General features: G+C 69.6%; 14 protein-coding genes and 2 tRNA genes. 4 read left to right on the top strand and 12 right to left on the bottom strand.

Features of this window, described 5'->3' with window-relative positions; genetic code table 11:
* Nucleotides 1-283 precede the first annotated feature (283 nt).
* Nucleotides 284-658, top strand: a complete 375-nt coding sequence (locus ABIN76_RS17595; protein WP_346960944.1) for a VOC family protein — start codon at nucleotides 284-286, stop codon at nucleotides 656-658.
* A 70-nt stretch (nucleotides 659-728) separates the two neighbouring features.
* On the opposite strand, the gene leuD is transcribed toward ABIN76_RS17595, so the two are convergent.
* Nucleotides 729-1,331 carry a 3-isopropylmalate dehydratase small subunit gene (gene leuD, locus ABIN76_RS17590; RefSeq protein WP_346960943.1) on the bottom strand — a complete coding sequence of 201 codons (603 nt, stop codon included), beginning with the start codon at nucleotides 1,329-1,331 and terminating at the stop codon, nucleotides 729-731.
* Nucleotides 1,332-1,396: 65 nt separating this feature from the next.
* Nucleotides 1,397-2,851 (bottom strand): 3-isopropylmalate dehydratase large subunit, encoded by a 1,455-nt coding sequence (leuC, locus tag ABIN76_RS17585; RefSeq protein ID WP_346960942.1) that lies wholly within the window; start codon nucleotides 2,849-2,851, stop codon nucleotides 1,397-1,399.
* Nucleotides 2,852-3,000: 149 nt separating this feature from the next.
* On the opposite strand from leuC, the gene ABIN76_RS17580 reads away from it, so the two are divergent.
* Both ABIN76_RS17580 and ABIN76_RS17575 read left to right on the top strand, forming a co-directional pair.
* Nucleotides 3,001-3,720, top strand: a complete 720-nt coding sequence (locus tag ABIN76_RS17580; protein ID WP_346960941.1) for an IclR family transcriptional regulator — start codon at nucleotides 3,001-3,003, stop codon at nucleotides 3,718-3,720.
* A gap of 69 nt (nucleotides 3,721-3,789) precedes the next feature.
* Nucleotides 3,790-4,335, top strand: coding sequence for a DUF1697 domain-containing protein (locus ABIN76_RS17575; protein WP_346960940.1), 546 nt, complete (start codon nucleotides 3,790-3,792; stop codon nucleotides 4,333-4,335).
* A 20-nt stretch (nucleotides 4,336-4,355) separates the two neighbouring features.
* Here ABIN76_RS17575 and ABIN76_RS17570 read toward each other — a convergent pair whose 3' ends face one another.
* The 4 genes from ABIN76_RS17570 to ABIN76_RS17555 form a co-directional block, all read right to left on the bottom strand.
* Nucleotides 4,356-5,972, bottom strand: a complete 1,617-nt coding sequence (locus ABIN76_RS17570; protein ID WP_346960939.1) for a GTPase — start codon at nucleotides 5,970-5,972, stop codon at nucleotides 4,356-4,358.
* Entirely contained in the window at nucleotides 5,969-7,678 is a 1,710-nt protein-coding gene (locus ABIN76_RS17565) for a dynamin family protein (RefSeq protein ID WP_346960945.1), read from the bottom strand. The genes ABIN76_RS17570 and ABIN76_RS17565 overlap by 4 nt, the downstream gene beginning before the upstream one ends.
* 228 nt (nucleotides 7,679-7,906) lie before the next feature.
* Nucleotides 7,907-7,982 (bottom strand) — tRNA-Glu (locus ABIN76_RS17560).
* Between the two features lie 137 nt (nucleotides 7,983-8,119).
* Nucleotides 8,120-8,191 (bottom strand) — tRNA-Gln (locus ABIN76_RS17555).
* A 346-nt stretch (nucleotides 8,192-8,537) separates the two neighbouring features.
* On the opposite strand from ABIN76_RS17555, the gene ABIN76_RS17550 reads away from it, so the two are divergent.
* Nucleotides 8,538-10,028 (top strand): hypothetical protein, encoded by a 1,491-nt coding sequence (locus tag ABIN76_RS17550; RefSeq protein WP_346960938.1) that lies wholly within the window; start codon nucleotides 8,538-8,540, stop codon nucleotides 10,026-10,028.
* 11 nt (nucleotides 10,029-10,039) lie between these two features.
* Here the strand turns inward: ABIN76_RS17550 and ABIN76_RS17545 are convergent, their stop codons facing one another.
* The 6 genes from ABIN76_RS17545 to ABIN76_RS17520 form a co-directional block, all read right to left on the bottom strand.
* Nucleotides 10,040-10,777, bottom strand: a complete 738-nt coding sequence (locus ABIN76_RS17545; RefSeq protein WP_346960937.1) for an HAD family hydrolase — start codon at nucleotides 10,775-10,777, stop codon at nucleotides 10,040-10,042.
* Nucleotides 10,777-12,312 carry a glutamate--tRNA ligase gene (gene gltX, locus ABIN76_RS17540; RefSeq protein ID WP_346960936.1) on the bottom strand — a complete coding sequence of 512 codons (1,536 nt, stop codon included), beginning with the start codon at nucleotides 12,310-12,312 and terminating at the stop codon, nucleotides 10,777-10,779. The genes ABIN76_RS17545 and gltX overlap by 1 nt, the downstream gene beginning before the upstream one ends.
* 36 nt (nucleotides 12,313-12,348) lie before the next feature.
* Nucleotides 12,349-12,582 carry a hypothetical protein gene (locus ABIN76_RS17535; protein ID WP_346960935.1) on the bottom strand — a complete coding sequence of 78 codons (234 nt, stop codon included), beginning with the start codon at nucleotides 12,580-12,582 and terminating at the stop codon, nucleotides 12,349-12,351.
* Between the two features lie 18 nt (nucleotides 12,583-12,600).
* The gene (locus tag ABIN76_RS17530) at nucleotides 12,601-13,377 is read right to left on the bottom strand and encodes a fumarylacetoacetate hydrolase family protein (RefSeq protein ID WP_346960934.1); all 777 of its coding nucleotides are present in this window, start codon (nucleotides 13,375-13,377) and stop codon (nucleotides 12,601-12,603) included.
* A gap of 85 nt (nucleotides 13,378-13,462) precedes the next feature.
* Nucleotides 13,463-14,254: an MBL fold metallo-hydrolase gene (locus tag ABIN76_RS17525; protein WP_346960933.1), complete on the bottom strand. Its 792-nt coding sequence runs from the start codon at nucleotides 14,252-14,254 to the stop codon at nucleotides 13,463-13,465.
* Between the two features lie 25 nt (nucleotides 14,255-14,279).
* The gene (locus ABIN76_RS17520) at nucleotides 14,280-14,654 is read right to left on the bottom strand and encodes a DUF1304 family protein (protein ID WP_346960932.1); all 375 of its coding nucleotides are present in this window, start codon (nucleotides 14,652-14,654) and stop codon (nucleotides 14,280-14,282) included.
* Between the last annotated feature and the right edge of the window lie 87 nt (nucleotides 14,655-14,741).

The raw sequence follows: 14,741 nt of genomic DNA, 5'->3' as shown, positions 1-14,741 counted from the left end.
CGCTAGCCTGGGCAAGAAGCTCACTGTCCGCGTCACCGGCAGCAAGGCCGGCTACCTCTCAGTTCGCAGGACTTCACTGTCCACTCCAGCTGTCGTCCGTTAGGCCATCGGTAGGCTGCGCCCGCGGTTCGGGCAGGCAGCTAAACAAAAGTGCCGCCGTCGAGTCTCAAAAGTCGACGGCGGCACTCTTTTGTACGGCAAGCCTGCGACGCCCGACATCATCTTTTTCCTGCTCGGCCGCCGGGGCCGAAGCCCGGACATCATCCTGGGCTATCGTGGGGCCATGCCTAGCCAACTAGCTACCGTTGCCATCGACGCCGTCCAGCCCAAGGTGGTGGCCGATTTCTGGTGCGCCGTCCTCGACTGGCACGTTGTCGAAGAGGACAACGAAGTCATCAGCATCGCGCCCCGGGACAAAATCTCGCCTACCATCGATGTGATCGCCGTGCCCGAGGGCAAGACAGTCAAGAACCGGCTGCATTTCGATCTGCGGGCTGACGGTGTCCCCACCGCCGAGGAGCTGGAGCGTCTGCTCGCCCTCGGCGCCCGGCGCACAGACGTGGGCCAGGGTCCGGAGGTGAGTTGGGTGGTACTGGCTGATCCCGAGGGCAACGAGTTCTGCCTGTTGTCACGATCCGTTCAGGACGTCCAGGAGTAGCGCCAACAGAAAGTGCCGCCGTCGAGTCTTCCAACTCGACGGCGGCACTTTTGTAGCCGGAGGCTCGGCCCTAGGACAGCTTGGCCGGCAGCGTCGTGGGCTTGAACGCGGGCCGGGTGGCTTCGTAGGCGGTGATGTCTTCCTCGTGCTGCAGGGTCAGGCCAATGTCGTCCAGGCCCTCCAGCAGGCGCCAGCGGGTGTAGTCGTCAATCTCGAACGGTGCCACCACGTTGCCGCACTCGACCGTCTTGGAGACCAGGTCAACCTTGACCTCGGTACCGGGGGCGTTTTCCAGCACCTTCCAGATCAGCTCGATGTCGTCCTGGGCCAGTTCGGCCGCCAGCAGCCCCTGCTTGCCCGAGTTTCCCCTGAAGATATCCGCGAAGCGGGAGGACAGCACGGCCTTGAAGCCGTAGTCCTTCAGCGCCCAGACGGCATGCTCGCGGGAGGACCCGGTGCCGAAGTCCGGCCCGGCGACCAGCACGGAGCCGGCGCTGAAGGGCTCCTGGTTCAGGATGAACGACGGGTCCTTGCGCCAGGCCGAGAAGAGCGCGTCCTCGAAGCCCGTCCGCGTGATCCGCTTGAGGTAGACGGCGGGGATGATCTGGTCAGTGTCGACGTTGCTCTGGCGCAGCGGGACACCGATTCCGGTGTGGGTGGTGAACTTTTCCATGGCGGATCCTTCGTGGGCTGTGTGGATCGGTGCAGGTGGACCGGGGCAGGCGCGGCGGGCGGGCGTTACGCCACGCCGACGCGGCTTCCGGCGGAGACGGACGCCGGCTCCAGGTCCGACGGCGAGCTCAGGGTGCCGCGCACCGCCGTCGCCGCCGCCACGACGGGCGAGACAAGGTGGGTGCGGCCGCCCTTGCCCTGGCGTCCTTCAAAGTTGCGGTTGGACGTGGAAGCGCAGCGCTCCCCCACCTCCAACTGGTCCGGGTTCATGCCCAGGCACATCGAGCAGCCGGCAAAGCGCCACTCCGCGCCGAAGTCGGTGAAGACCTTGTCCAGGCCTTCGGCCTCGGCCTCGAGCCGGACACGGGCGGAGCCCGGCACCACCAGCATCCGGATGTTTGGATCCTTGGTGCGGCCGCGGATGATGTCCGCCGCGGCCCGGAGGTCCTCCATCCGGGAGTTGGTGCACGAGCCCAGGAAGACGGTGTCGACCCGGATGTCCTTCATCGGCGTGCCGGCCTCGAGACCCATGTACTGCAGCGCCCGCTCGGCGGCGGCCTTGGCGTTCTCGTCGCCGAAGTCCGCCGGGGAGGGAACCTTGGCGGACAGGGACACGCCCTGGCCCGGGTTGGTCCCCCACGTCACGAAGGGTTCCAGGGTGTCGGCGTCGAGGTCCACCTCGGCGTCGAACGTCGCGTCGTCGTCGGTGCGCAGCGTGTTCCAGTACTCGACGGCGGCGTCCCAGTCCGCGCCCTGGGGCGCGTGCGGGCGGCCGTGCATGTAGTCGTAGGTGGTCTGGTCCGGTGCGACCAGGCCGGCGCGGGCGCCGGCCTCGATGGACATGTTGCAGATGGTCATCCGCGCTTCCATGGACAGCGCGCGGATGGCGGAGCCACGGTACTCCAGCACGTAGCCCTGGCCGCCGCCGGTGCCGATCTTGGCGATCACGGCCAGGATGATGTCCTTGGCGCTCACGCCGGGGCGCAGCGTGCCCTCGACGTTAATCGCCATGGTCTTGAAGGGCTTCAGCGAGAGCGTCTGGGTGGCCATAACGTGCTCCACCTCGGAGGTGCCGATGCCCATGGCCAGCGCGCCGAAGGCACCGTGCGTGGATGTGTGGGAGTCGCCGCAGACCACGGTCATGCCCGGCTGGGTAAGGCCCAGCTGCGGGCCCACCACGTGCACGATGCCCTGTTCGGCGTCGCCGAGGGAGTGAAGGCGGACGCCGAATTCCTTGCAGTTGTTGCGCAGGGTCTGGATCTGGGTCCGGCTGGTGAGGTCCGCGATTGGCTTGTCGATGGCCAGCGTGGGAGTGTTGTGGTCCTCGGTGGCGATGGTGAGGTCCGGCCGGCGCAGCTTGCGGCCGGCGAGGCGCAGGCCCTCGAAAGCCTGCGGCGACGTCACCTCGTGCACTAGGTGGAGGTCGATGAAGAGGAGGTCCGGCTGGGCGTTGGCGCCTTCGCCGTCCCCCTTGCGCACCACATGTGCATCCCAGACTTTCTCGGCCAATGTCTTTGCCACGGCCTGCTCCCTTCACTGCTGTTTTCGCTGCGTGTGTCCGCGCCTGATACCGGACCGGCGCGTTGATGTTCTCCACTGAACCAGCACTGCCGCCGAAAGCGCCAGCGCAATGATTTGCATCTCAGATATTGAGACGGCAATATCATTACATGGACAATTCTAGTGGCGTCGGCGTCATCGATAAAGCGGCCCATGTGCTCGACGCACTTGAGGCCGGCCCCACCACCCTGGCGCAGCTCGTGGCGGCCACCGGGCTGGCCCGTCCCACGGTGCACCGCCTCGCACTGGCGCTCGTCCACCACCGCTTGGTGAGCCGCGACATCCAGGGCCGCTTCGTGCTCGGCAGCCGCCTGGTTGAACTCGCGTCCGCCGCGGGCGAGGACCGGCTCATCGCCTCGGCCGGCCCGGTACTGATGCAGCTGCGCGACGCCACCGGCGAAAGCGCCCAGATCTTCCGCCGCCAGGGCGACTGGCGCGTCTGCGTCGCCTCCGCCGAGCGGCCCATCGGCCTCCGGGACACCATCCCGGTCGGCACCCAGTTGTCCATGAAGGCCGGCTCCGCCGCCCAGGTGCTGCTCGCTTGGGAAGACCACGACCGGCTGCTGGAAGGCCTCCAGGCCGCCCGCTTCACGCCCACCGTCCTGGCCGGAGTACGACGCCGGGGCTGGGCCCAGAGCCTTGGCGAACGCGAGCCGGGGGTCGCCTCCGTTTCGGCGCCCGTCCGCGGGCCGTCCGGCCGGGTGATCGCGGCCGTGTCCATTTCCGGCCCGATCGAGCGCCTCACCCGCCAGCCCGGCCGGCTGCACGCCGAGGTGGTCTGCAACGCCGCCCGCGTCCTGACCGAGGCGCTGCGCAAGACCACCGACTGAACCCACGGCACCACCACAACACCGCCCGGCACAACAGCACCCCGGGACAACGGGCGTTAGGCTGTGCGCATGAACAGCTATGCGGTGTTCCTGCGCGGCGTCAACGTGGGCGGGATCAACATCAAGATGGCCGAGCTCAAAGAGGCCCTGAAGTCGCGCCCGTTCTCCGCCGTGAAGACGCTCCTGGCCAGCGGCAACGTGGTGCTGGCCAGCGTCCTGCCCGCTGCCGCGGTCAAGGCCGAGTTCGAAGCCTGTCTGCGGGAGACCTTCGGCTACGACGCCTGGGTGGTGGTGCTGGAAGCGGACCGGGTTGCCGCCCTCGCCGACGCCTGCCCCTACCCCGCGGATGACACGGCCACGCACAGTTACGTCACGCTGTCCTCGGACACCGGGATACTCACCGAGCTGTACGACGCCGGCCGCGGGCTTGAGGGCGTTGAGCTGACCCGGCTGGGGCCCGAAGCGGTGGCCTGGCTGGCTCCCGCCGGCGGCACCCTGGACAGCCCCTTCAGCAAGCTCACCGCCAAGGCCAAGTACAAAGCCAGCACCACCACCAGGAACCTGCGGACCCTGGTCAAGGTCCGCGACGCCGCGGAAAAGGTGGCCGCCGACTAGGCGCAGGCCTCGCCGGACGCTCAGCCCGCGGCAGACCGAAGGGCGGTGGTGAACGACTTGAGCCGGCTGATCTCCAGTTCCACCGGGTCCACCACGAGTTCCTCCGCGACGGCGGCGACTGCGGCTTCGAGGCGCCTCCGGGCAGCCCGGGCGCGGGCCCGCGCCGCGGCACCCGCAATGAACCTCGCCGCAATGGCCAGCACGATGCCCAGCAGCACTCCCCCGGCCACCATGATTGTGGGGACCGGCCAGCCTTCCACCCGGGGAACCTCCGGAACGGGCAGCTGGAAGTACCCCAGCGCGGCCAGCGCCCCCAGCCAGCCCAAACCACCAAGCGCAATCAGCAGCCCGAGCCACTGGACCACGTTGAAGGCCGTCCACCACCAGGAGCTGCGGCCGGCCTTGAGGTCGGTGCCGGCGATGGCCTGGTCCAGCGCATCGGGCAGCTGCTCCCGGCCTTCCCGTGCGGCGCCGCGGATCACCGCGCGCCAGGGGCCGGGGGCGCCGTCGGACGCGGCATCGGCAAACTCGCGCACGGCGGCGTCGGTGCGGGCCCGCTCGGGTGCCCCTGCCGGGGGCAGCGAGGTCCGGTTCAACTCCGGCCGCGCCTCGGTCCGGCGCAGGTTCAGCCGCCGCAGCGGGTCCGGCCGGAAACGGACCAGCCACCGCGTCACCGGCCAGCCGGTCCGGCGCACGGCCTCCTGCCGGTAGGAGCGCGCCACGGCGTCCACCACCAGCGGGACATTCGCGGCCACGGCCAGCTCGGCGGCCAGCCGGTCCCGGGTGCCGCCCTTGACGCCGGCGGCCTCGCCCGTCCCGGATGCCTCGGCCAGCCGTGCGGCGGCCCGGTCGACATCCGCGGCGAGCCGCTGCGAGAGCGCCAGCCGCTGCATGGCGACCTGGCGGATGGCCGCCCGCACCTTGTCCACGCCGGTGCCGACGACGGCAGAGGCGCCCAGCACCTGGACCTTGCCCAGCCCGTCCCGCGCCAGGATGCCTTTCAGGGACTCCAGCACGGGCCGGATCTCGTGCTCCGGCAGCCGGTCCACCTGGTTGAGCACCACGAGCGTGACGGCCGCGTGCGACGCGAGCGGGGTGAGGAAGTCATTATGCACGGCGGCGTCCGCGTACTTTTGCGGATCCAGCACCCAGACCAGCACGTCCACAAGTCCCACCATGCGCTGAACGATCTCGCGGTTTTCCGCGCGGGTGGAGTCGAAGTCCGGCAGGTCCAGCAGGATCAGCCCGGTGGTGTCGTCGGCGAATCCGGGGACCGCGGCGGCGTGGTGCCGGTTGCGGACTTCCAGCCAGTCGAGCAGCCCGTCGCTGCCCTCGACGCCCCAAATGCCGGCGAGCGGTTCGGACGTGGTGGGGCGCCGGGCGGCCGCGGTGGCGATTTCCTCGCCGCTGACGGCGTTGAAGAGTGATGATTTGCCGCTGCCGGTCGCGCCGAAGAAGCCCACCACGGTGTGGTCGGCGGAGAAGGAACGCCGGGAACTCGCCCGGTCCAGGACCTCCAGCACCTCGTCCAGGGTCTCGTCGGGCAGGGCACCCGCTGCCAGTTCCCGGGCCTGGTTCAGTGCTTCCAGCCGGCGGTGCAGTTGCGAGGCCTGCTTGGCGGCCGCGTGGCGGGTCATGCGGAGGCCGCCAGCCGGCCGAGCGCCGCAGCCTGTTCCGCGAGGTCGTCCGGCGGCACCCCGTCAGGCAGGTCGAGCCGGGCCAGGAACCGCTGTTGTTCCGCCTGCAGCAGCCGCTCGCAGCGGGCCTGCAGGTCCTCGCGCGCGGTCTTGGCCAGCCGGCGCACGGCATCTTCACCGAAGACTGCTTCCAGCACGCGCTGTCCCACGACGGCGGTGCCGCCGGCGACGCCGATTTCCAGGCCGGTGAGGCCTGCGGTCATCGAGAAGACCACGATCATCAGCGCAGCGCCAAGGCCGTTGATGCCAAAGGAGAGCCAGCGGGCCTGAGTGCGCTTGCCCTGGCCCTCGGTCCGGATCAGTTCCATCAGGCTGCCCTGCCAGGCGCGGATCTCGGCGGCCACCGCGTCGGGGAAGCCCTCGCTGGTGCCGGACAGGTCCTCGGTGCCAAGCAACTGCCGGCCGGCCGGGTCGGACCGCCAGCGCTGGTCCGCCTCTTCGGCGGCGTTGGCGGCCTCGTCCACAATGACCGCCTGCAGGCCGGTCTCGATGGCGGTCTCCACCCGCACGGCCGGGGTGGGTTCGCCGCGGAAGAAGGCGCCCATCCGGTCCCGCAGCCGCCCGATGTTCTGCTCCATGACGCGGAAGAACTCCCCAGTCCCCACGAAGTCCTGCCAGCGGGCCAAGACTTCACCGCGCAGCAGGGCGCCGTCGCGGGTGGCGTCGAGGATCCGGCCGACGGCGTCCGCGTAGGCGCCGCGGGCGTCCCCTGCCAGCAATCCGGCGGCGCTGTCCTGGGCGGCGACGGCGGCGGCAACGGCGTCGACCCGGCTACCCAGCGCCTTTACCGTGCCGTTGAGCGTCCGGCGGGCGATCGCAGCGCGCCCGGCGGCGTCGGCGGCGAGTTCCGCGAGCCAGCCGCGCAGCGGCGCGACGGCGTCGGCGGGCAACATTCCCATCGCATCCAGCGCCACCTCGGGTACGACGAAGAGCCGGGCGGAACCCAGGCCTTCGCGGCTGAGCATGGCCTGCAGGTCGGCGCTGACTTCCTCCTCGGCGGCCTGCGGCACGCGGTCAAGCACCACGGCCACCAAGATGTCGCGGCTGGCGGCGTCCAGCAGGAGGCGCCAGGGCACGGCGTCGGCGTAGCGGTTGGCGGTGGTGACGAACACCCACAGGTCGGCGGCTGCGAGGAGCTGGCCGGCGAGCCGGCGGTTGTCATCGGAGATGGAGTCGACGTCGGGGGCATCCAGCAGCGCGATGCCCTGCGGGACGGCCGGGTCTGCCGCCAGGACGAGGGAGGTGATGGCGGCGGCGTCCGGGGTGGGGCCGGCCTGGTGGGCGGGCAGGGGCGACGCTACGACGGTGCCGCGGATCCGGCACAGGCTCGGCAGCACCCGCTGGTCCTCGAACCATTCGGCGTCGGCCGGGTGGTGCAGCAGGATGGGCTGGCGGGTGGTGGGGCGGATCGCGCCGGCCCGGGTCACCGGGTGGCCGACGAGGCCGTTGACCAGGGTGGACTTGCCGGCGCCGGTGGAACCGCCGACGACGGCGAGCAGCGGCGCGTCCAGGCTGCGGTAGCGGGGCAGGATGTAGTCATCCAACTGGGCGAGGGCCTGGCGGATGTCCAGCCGCGCGGTATCGGCCCCGGGCAGGGCCAGGGGCAGCGACACCGCTGACAGGTCCCGCCGGACCGCTTCGAGCAGCTCGACGGCGGCGCCCCGGCCTGCGGCGGGTGTCTGGTGCCCGGCGGGGTCCTGTGGTCCGTTGCCGGGTCTTTCGTTGGAACTCACAGCATCATCATGCCAGTTGAGCGGGCCGATGCAGGGCGGTCCCGGTCCGCGGCGGCGGGAGGTTCCGAGCAGCGGCCCGCAGCACCGGCACCGCGGTGGCAACGAAAAACGGCCCCGGGCTGATGCCCGGGACCGTTTCAGTGGTGACCCCAGCGGGATTCGAACCCGCGTTACCGCCGTGAGAGGGCAGCGTACTAGGCCGCTATACGATGGGGCCCTATACTTTCCAGCTTCCAAACAGCATTTCTGCCATTCGGGCCAAGCCAGTATTTCACAGACTCAGCGTGTGTTCCAAATCGGCATGGCCGCTTCAGAACCCCTGATTTGCCGCGGAAATCCGCGGTTTCTTCAGAGCTGGGATACCAGGACTCGAACCTAGAATGACGGTACCAGAAACCGTAGTGTTGCCAATTACACCATATCCCAATGGAACTTTCGGGCCGGTTCCGCAGGTCCAAACCCGCGCTCCCAGCGCCTCAGCACGAGTAATTACTTTACCCGAGACTTTTGTCCGGCACAAATCGGACCGGCGGCGGCGCAGGCGCCTCCCAAATGGCCTCCCTGCCACCGCAGTTTTGACACACTTCCGTGGAAAACCCTTGCCAATCCGGCCCGGACAAGTTTACGCTCGGTAAGTTACCAACGAGTAACAACCCCCTCCCCCACTCAGCTGCGGGCAGAGCAACGTCCATTTTCGGATGTTAGCTGCATCACAGTTGCGGGGGGCTGGCAGCAGAGCTGCTGCCGGCGAGACCGTCGAGAGGAACCATCCGTGCCACAGAGTCGTGCCGCCACCGCCCCGCCCCGCACCAGGGCGCAACAAATCGCCATCGCCATCCTGGCCCTGCTGCTGATCGCGCTGCTGGGGTTCTACACCCTGGTGACCGGACGCATCACTGACGGGTCCGCGCGGCTCAATGACGGGGCCGGGCAGGCCTCGGCGGGGGCCCAGCAGTTGAAGACCGGCGCAGGCAAGCTCGCCACCGGCGCAGGCCAGGCCGACGCCGGCGCGGGCAAACTCTCGGAAGGGGCCGCGAAAATCCAGGCCGGGATCGCGGACAAACTTGCCCCCGGCGCGGAGAAGCTGGAGGCCGGAGCCAGCCAGCTGGCCACGGGGGCCGTCAAGATCCAGACGGACGTCACCAACAAGCTGGCACCGGGTGTGTACAAGGTGGACGATGGCGCGCAGAAACTCGCCGCCGGCGCCGTGCAGCTCTCCGCCGCGCTGACCCCCACCGCATCCGGCACCGCCCCGAACAACCTGGCCGACGGCGCCACGCAGCTGGATGCCGGCGCGGCCCGGCTGGCCGACGGAACCGGCCGCCTGCAGGCCGGCACCGACCAGCTGAAGGCCGGTACCGCCCAGTTGAAGGCGGGGACCGACCAGCTGAAGGGCTACCGCGGGGCAAACAACAACCCCGAGGCCGGCACCGGAACAGCGGCTTTGGCCCAGGCACTGGAGTTGCTGCAGGCCGCCGCCAACGATCCCGTCCAGGGTCTTGTCCCGCTGGCCGTGGTCAAGGACAAGATTGCCAAGATCCTAGCCGGCGCGCACAAGCTGGATGGCGGCGCTTCGCAGCTTCAGGCCGGGGCGGCCCAGCTCCAGTCCGGCGCCGGTCGGCTGCAGTCCGGTGCCGCCGAGCTCAACACGGGCGCCGGCCAGCTGCACGCCGGTACCGGCAAGCTCACCGCCGGGTTCGCCACCCTGGCCGGCAAGCTCAACAGCCGGGATCCCAACAGCCCCGGCGTCGTGATGGGCACCGAACTGCTGGCAGCCGGTACCGCCAAGATCCGCGTCGGTATGGACGGCGTTCCCGGGGACCCCGAGCACCCGGGCCTGCTGAAGGCCGCCGCCAAAATGACGGACGGAACCTCGCGGCTGGCCGACGGCACGCTGGCGCTGAATGCCGGCATCGACGGGGACCCCGCGGATCCCACCAACCCCGGGTTGCTCAAGGGCTCCACGGCCCTCGCCAGCGGCGCCTCGGCGCTTTCCGACGGCAACACCAAGCTGGCCTCGGGCTCCACCCAGCTGTCAACCGGCGCCGCCAAGCTCGCCGACGGGAACGCGCGGATCGCCGAGGGCACCGGAACCTTGTACTCAAGCGCCGCCGCAGTCTCGCCGTCGAACCTGATCAAAGCGGACGTGGCGGTGGCCCTCGGCCTGGTGGCCCTGCTGGCCCTGGGCTCGGTCGGCGCGTTCCTGGCGCTGCGGAACCGGCGCCTGGCCCAGGAGAGGCGCCTGGCCCAAGAAACGGCGTAGCCGCAGGCGGGTCAGGCCAGCAGTTCCAGCAGGGATGCGACCTCGCGGCCGGAGAAGCCCGGCGCGGCTTCTCCGGCGCGGTTCAGCCAGACGCCCAGCAGGCCCGCCGCCGTCGAGCCTTCCGCGTCGAGGAGTCGGTTGTCGCCAACGTACAGCGTCTCGCCTGGGCCGGTGCCCAGCCGGCGCACGCCCTCGAGGTAGATCGCGGGATCCGGTTTGGGCACGCCGACCGTATCGGTGCCCACGAGCACCCCGATGCGCTCCAGCCCGGCGGCGTCGAGCTTCACGCGCTGGTAGTCGTGCACATTGTTGCTGACCGCCCCATACGGCACCCCGGCGGCGTCGAGCGCGTCCAGCAGCGGCGCCACGTCGTCAAAGGCGCGGATGTAGCTGTGCTGGAGGCTGGCGTAGGAGCTGACCCAGTGGTGGGCCTGTTCGCCTTCCTCGAGTTCGACGCCGAAGTGCCCCAGCGCCGCCCGGCCGCGCAGCAGCCGCTGCTCGTTAAAACTCAGCTCGCCGGCCAGGTAGCGGTCGTAGTAATGAGTGGTTTCGCGGGTAAAGATCCGTCCGAACCGCTCCCACCCGGCCTCGTCGAGGCCGGGCAGGAGATGTTCGCTGACGCCGCGCAGCGCCGTCGTCATCGCGAACTCCAGGTCCACGAGCGTGTCGTCGATGTCGAACAGCACGCCGCGGATGCCCTCCAGCCCGGCGGCGAGGACCCCGCTGCCGGAGCCGGAACCGCCGTCCATCAGCCGCGGAACGCGCGCAGGCGGGCCAGGGACGAATCCTTGCCGAGGATGACCATGGACTCGAACAGCGGCGGGGAGATCCGGCGGCCGGAGACGGCCGTGCGGACCGGTCCGAAGGCCAGGCGCGGCTTGACGCCCAGGCCCTCCACGAGGGCCTCCTTGAGCGCGGCCTGGATGTTCTCCGCGGTCCAGTCGGCCACCGGTTCCAGCGCCGCGCGGGCGGCGTCGAGGACTTCGGTGAGGTTCTCCGGCAGGCCCTTGCGGGCGTCGTCGGCGACGTCGATTGCGTCGTCGGCCTTGAACAGGAAGGCCAGCATCTCCGGGGCTTCGCCGAGGAGCGAGATGCGCTCCTGGATCAGCGGTGCGGCCTCGGCGAGGATCTCCCCCTCGCGGGCGCTCAGCTGCTCGCCGACCAGGCCGGCGGACTGCAGGTAGGGCACCAGGCGGCCGCGGAAGTCCTCCGGGTCCAGCATCCGGATGTGGGTGCCGTTGATCGCCTCGGCCTTCTTGATGTCGAAGCGGGCCGGGTTGGCCAGCACGTCGTTGACGTCGAAGTTCTCGATCAGCTGCTCCACGGTGAAGATGTCCTCGTCGGCGGAGAGGCTCCAGCCCAGCAGGGACAGGTAGTTCAGCAGGCCTTCGGGGATGAAGCCGCGGTCCCGGAGCAGGAAGAGGTTGGACTGGGGGTCACGCTTGGAGAGCTTCTTGTTGCCCTCCCCCATCACGTACGGCAGGTGGCCGAAGACCGGCAGGTAGCTGGCGACGCCGATTTCCATCAGCGCCCGGATCAGCACCACTTGGCGGGGCGTGGAGGAGAGCAGGTCCTCGCCGCGCAGCACATGGGTGATGCCCATCAGGGCGTCGTCAACCGGGTTGACCAGGGTGTAGAGCGGCGAGCCGTCCGCGCGGACGATCACGTAGTCGGGGATGCTGCCGGCCTTGAAGGTAATTTCGCCGCGGACCATGTCGGTGAAGGTAACGTCCTCGTCCGGCATCCGCACGCGAAGCACGGGCTTGCGGCCCTCGGCCTTGAACGCGGCGAGCTGTTCCTCGGACAGGTTCCGGTCGAAGTTGTCGTAGCCCAGCTTGGGGTCGCGGCCGGCGGCGCGGTGGCGGGCCTCCACTTCCTCAGGGGACGAGTAGCACTCGTACGCGTAGCCGGCCTCCAAAAGCTTGGCGACAACGTCCTTGTAGAGGTCCAGGCGCTGGGACTGGCGGTACGGCTCGTGCGGGCCGCCCACTTCCACGCCTTCTTCCCAGCTGATGCCGAGCCACTTGAGCGCCTCCAGCAGCTGCTGGTAGCTCTCCTCCGAGTCGCGCGCCGCGTCCGTGTCCTCGATGCGGAACACGAAGGTGCCCTTCGTGTGCTTCGCGTGGGCCCAGTTGAAGAGGGCGGTGCGGATCAGGCCGACGTGCGGAGTGCCGGTCGGTGACGGGCAGAACCGGACGCGGACCGGGGTTTCGGCGGTGACTTCACGGGTCATTTCCGTGGTGGCGGTGCTGGAGACGGCGTCGGGCGCAGAAGGAGTAGTCATAGTGGTACCAACTTTACCGCGTGCCCGCCGGCCGCTTTAGCGCCTCCGGCCACGCGGCGGCCCGGGCCGGGACAGGATCTTCACCAGGTAATACCCGGCCAGGGCCAGTCCCACCCCGAGGAAGGCAAGAGCAAGCCACGGCGGCCCGTCGAACCAGTTGACGGCGCGGGCCGCCATCGCGAACGTGCCGACCGAGCCCAGCGCGTAGAGCAGGAACGAGCGGCGGCGCCGGGAGCCCGAAAGGGCGCCGCGCCACCCGCCGTCGTGCATGTTCAGTTCGGGTTCCGGTTAGCGGCGGACCACCGGGTTGGACAGCCGGCCGATGCCCTCGATCTCAACCTCGAAGCGGTCGCCGGCCTGGACCAGGCCGACGCCGGCCGGGGTGCCCGTCATGATGACGTCGCCGGGCAGCAGGGTGAAGGCCCGCGAGACGATGGAAACAAGTTCACGCACGCCGCGGATCATCTGGCTGGTGCTGCCGTCCTGGCGGAGTTCGCCGTTCAGTCGGCCCTGGATCTGCAGGTCCTCGGTGTCCAGTTCGGTCTCGATCCACGGCCCCAGCGGCGCCGAGGTGTCGAAGCCCTTGGCCCGCGCCCACTGGAGGTCCGTCTTCTGGACGTCGCGGGCGGTGAGGTCGTTGCCGCAGGTGTACCCGAAGACGACGTCGTCAACGCGCTCCTCCGGGACGTCCTTGCAGATCCGGCCGATCACGACGCACAGCTCGGCCTCGAAGGAGACCTCCTCGGAGAACTCCGGCAGGATGATCGGGTCGTTGGGCCCGATCACCGAGGTGTTGGGCTTGAGGAACAGCAGCGGCTGCGCCGGGACCTCGTTGCCGAGCTCGTGGGCGTGTTCGACAAAGTTGCGGCCGACGCCGATGACCTTGCTGCGCGGGATGATCGGCGCCAGCAGGCGGACGTCCTCGAGCTTGTGCTTGACGGCGGTCCGCTCCACGCCGTGGAAGAAGGGGTCGCCGTTGATGACAGTGACTTCCTCACTGCCGGGCTGGCCCTCAACAATGCCGTACATGGGATCAGAATCGACTACAAACCGGGCGATACGCATGGTTCCTAGCGTACCGTCTCGCTCGGGCGTCCCGGACGCGGCAGCGGACCCTGGTGCCTGCCCCGGTTGGGCGAGCCGATGCGGATCAGTTGGGTGAACTGCGCAGGTAGTCCAGCTGTGCGGCGACGGACAGTTCCGCGGCGGGCCGGACGGCCGGGTCGACGGCGGCATAGACGGCGTCCGCCACTTCCGCGACACCGGCTTCCGCGCCGAGGTTTGTGAGGGCGGTGCGGATCTGCGCGAGGCGGTCCTGCCGGTGGTCCCGGTAGGCGCGGACGATGCTGTCCAGCGCCGGCAGCATGGGGCCGTGGGCGGGCAGGACTGTGGCCGGGCCCAGCGTTTCGAGCCGGTCCAGGGAAGCGAGGTAGTCCCCCAGCCGGCCGTCCGGGTAGTCCAGGACGGTGGTGCCTAGACCTAAGATCGTGTCGCCGGTAAGCACGGCGCCGTGGGCGCCGTCGCCGGGGAGGTGGAAGCAGACCGAGTCGGAGGTGTGGCCCGGCGTCGCCAGTACCCGGATTTCCACCCCGGCGGCGTGCAGCACCTCGCCCTCCCGGAGCGGCTCTCCCCCGTGGCAGTGTGCGGGATCTACAGCGCGGACGGGGGCGCCGGTGAGTTCGGCGAACCGTGCGGCGGCCGCGGTGTGGTCCGCGTGGCGGTGTGTGATGAGGATCAGTTCGACGGCGCCGTACCGGGTCAGTTCGCGGAGGTGGTCCTCGTCGAGGGGCCCCGGATCCACCACCACGACGCCGGCCGAGCCCGGGGCGGACACCACGTAGGAATTCGTGCCGTGCAGGCTCATCGGGCCCGGATTCGGGGCGAGGCGGAACCGCGTCAGCTCGGTGCTGCGGATCAGGGCGCGGGCGTCATCGGGAATCACCCTTCCATCTTCCCACCGCGGGCGGTCAAAGGAGCAGCAGGATGACAATCACCGCGGGCAGCAGCGCCTCGGCGATCGCACTGGCCCAGAGCCTACGCTCGGACAGGACCAGGATGATGCCCAGCAGGACGTGGCCGACGGCGGTGAACAACAGGAGGGTGCGTCCGGCCGCCGGCTCCGCGCCGGTCAGCATGAGGGCACCGATGATCGCCCCCACACCCCAGATCATGTTGTAGAAGCCGAGGTTGAACGTCCACATGCGCACCGCCGCAACGTCTTCCGGTTGGATCAGGAACAGCCGGTAAAACCGCTGGTCACGGAAGAAAAAAGACTCAAGGATGCCGACGGCAATCAGCAAGATCCCAAAAATGATGCCCAGAACCTGTATCAGTCCAGTCATGGCACCAGTGTGGCGCCATGGCGGGCAGGGCAACAGGGACTTCCGGACCCTGAGGGTGGGGCTCACAACGGGCGCTGGCGGCCGCCG

It is taken from the genome of uncultured Arthrobacter sp. (assembly GCF_964021775.1).
Taxonomy (GTDB): domain Bacteria; phylum Actinomycetota; class Actinomycetes; order Actinomycetales; family Micrococcaceae; genus Arthrobacter.
The sequence above is the reverse complement of the archived record's forward strand: the minus strand, read 5'-3'. Positions and strand labels throughout refer to the sequence as shown.

What these genes read in the sequence shown, in the direction of transcription:
- ABIN76_RS17595 (WP_346960944.1), top strand. Translation starts at nt 284, where the DNA reads ATGCCTAGCCAACTAGCTACCGTTGCCATCGACGCCGTCCAGCCCAAG.
- leuD (WP_346960943.1), bottom strand. Translation starts at nt 1,331, where the DNA reads ATGGAAAAGTTCACCACCCACACCGGAATCGGTGTCCCGCTGCGCCAG.
- ABIN76_RS17580 (WP_346960941.1), top strand. Translation starts at nt 3,001, where the DNA reads ATGGACAATTCTAGTGGCGTCGGCGTCATCGATAAAGCGGCCCATGTG.
- ABIN76_RS17575 (WP_346960940.1), top strand. Translation starts at nt 3,790, where the DNA reads ATGAACAGCTATGCGGTGTTCCTGCGCGGCGTCAACGTGGGCGGGATC.
- ABIN76_RS17570 (WP_346960939.1), bottom strand. Translation starts at nt 5,972, where the DNA reads ATGACCCGCCACGCGGCCGCCAAGCAGGCCTCGCAACTGCACCGCCGG.
- ABIN76_RS17545 (WP_346960937.1), bottom strand. Translation starts at nt 10,777, where the DNA reads ATGGACGGCGGTTCCGGCTCCGGCAGCGGGGTCCTCGCCGCCGGGCTG.
- gltX (WP_346960936.1), bottom strand. Translation starts at nt 12,312, where the DNA reads ATGACTACTCCTTCTGCGCCCGACGCCGTCTCCAGCACCGCCACCACG.
- ABIN76_RS17535 (WP_346960935.1), bottom strand. Translation starts at nt 12,582, where the DNA reads ATGCACGACGGCGGGTGGCGCGGCGCCCTTTCGGGCTCCCGGCGCCGC.
- ABIN76_RS17530 (WP_346960934.1), bottom strand. Translation starts at nt 13,377, where the DNA reads ATGCGTATCGCCCGGTTTGTAGTCGATTCTGATCCCATGTACGGCATT.
- ABIN76_RS17520 (WP_346960932.1), bottom strand. Translation starts at nt 14,654, where the DNA reads ATGACTGGACTGATACAGGTTCTGGGCATCATTTTTGGGATCTTGCTG.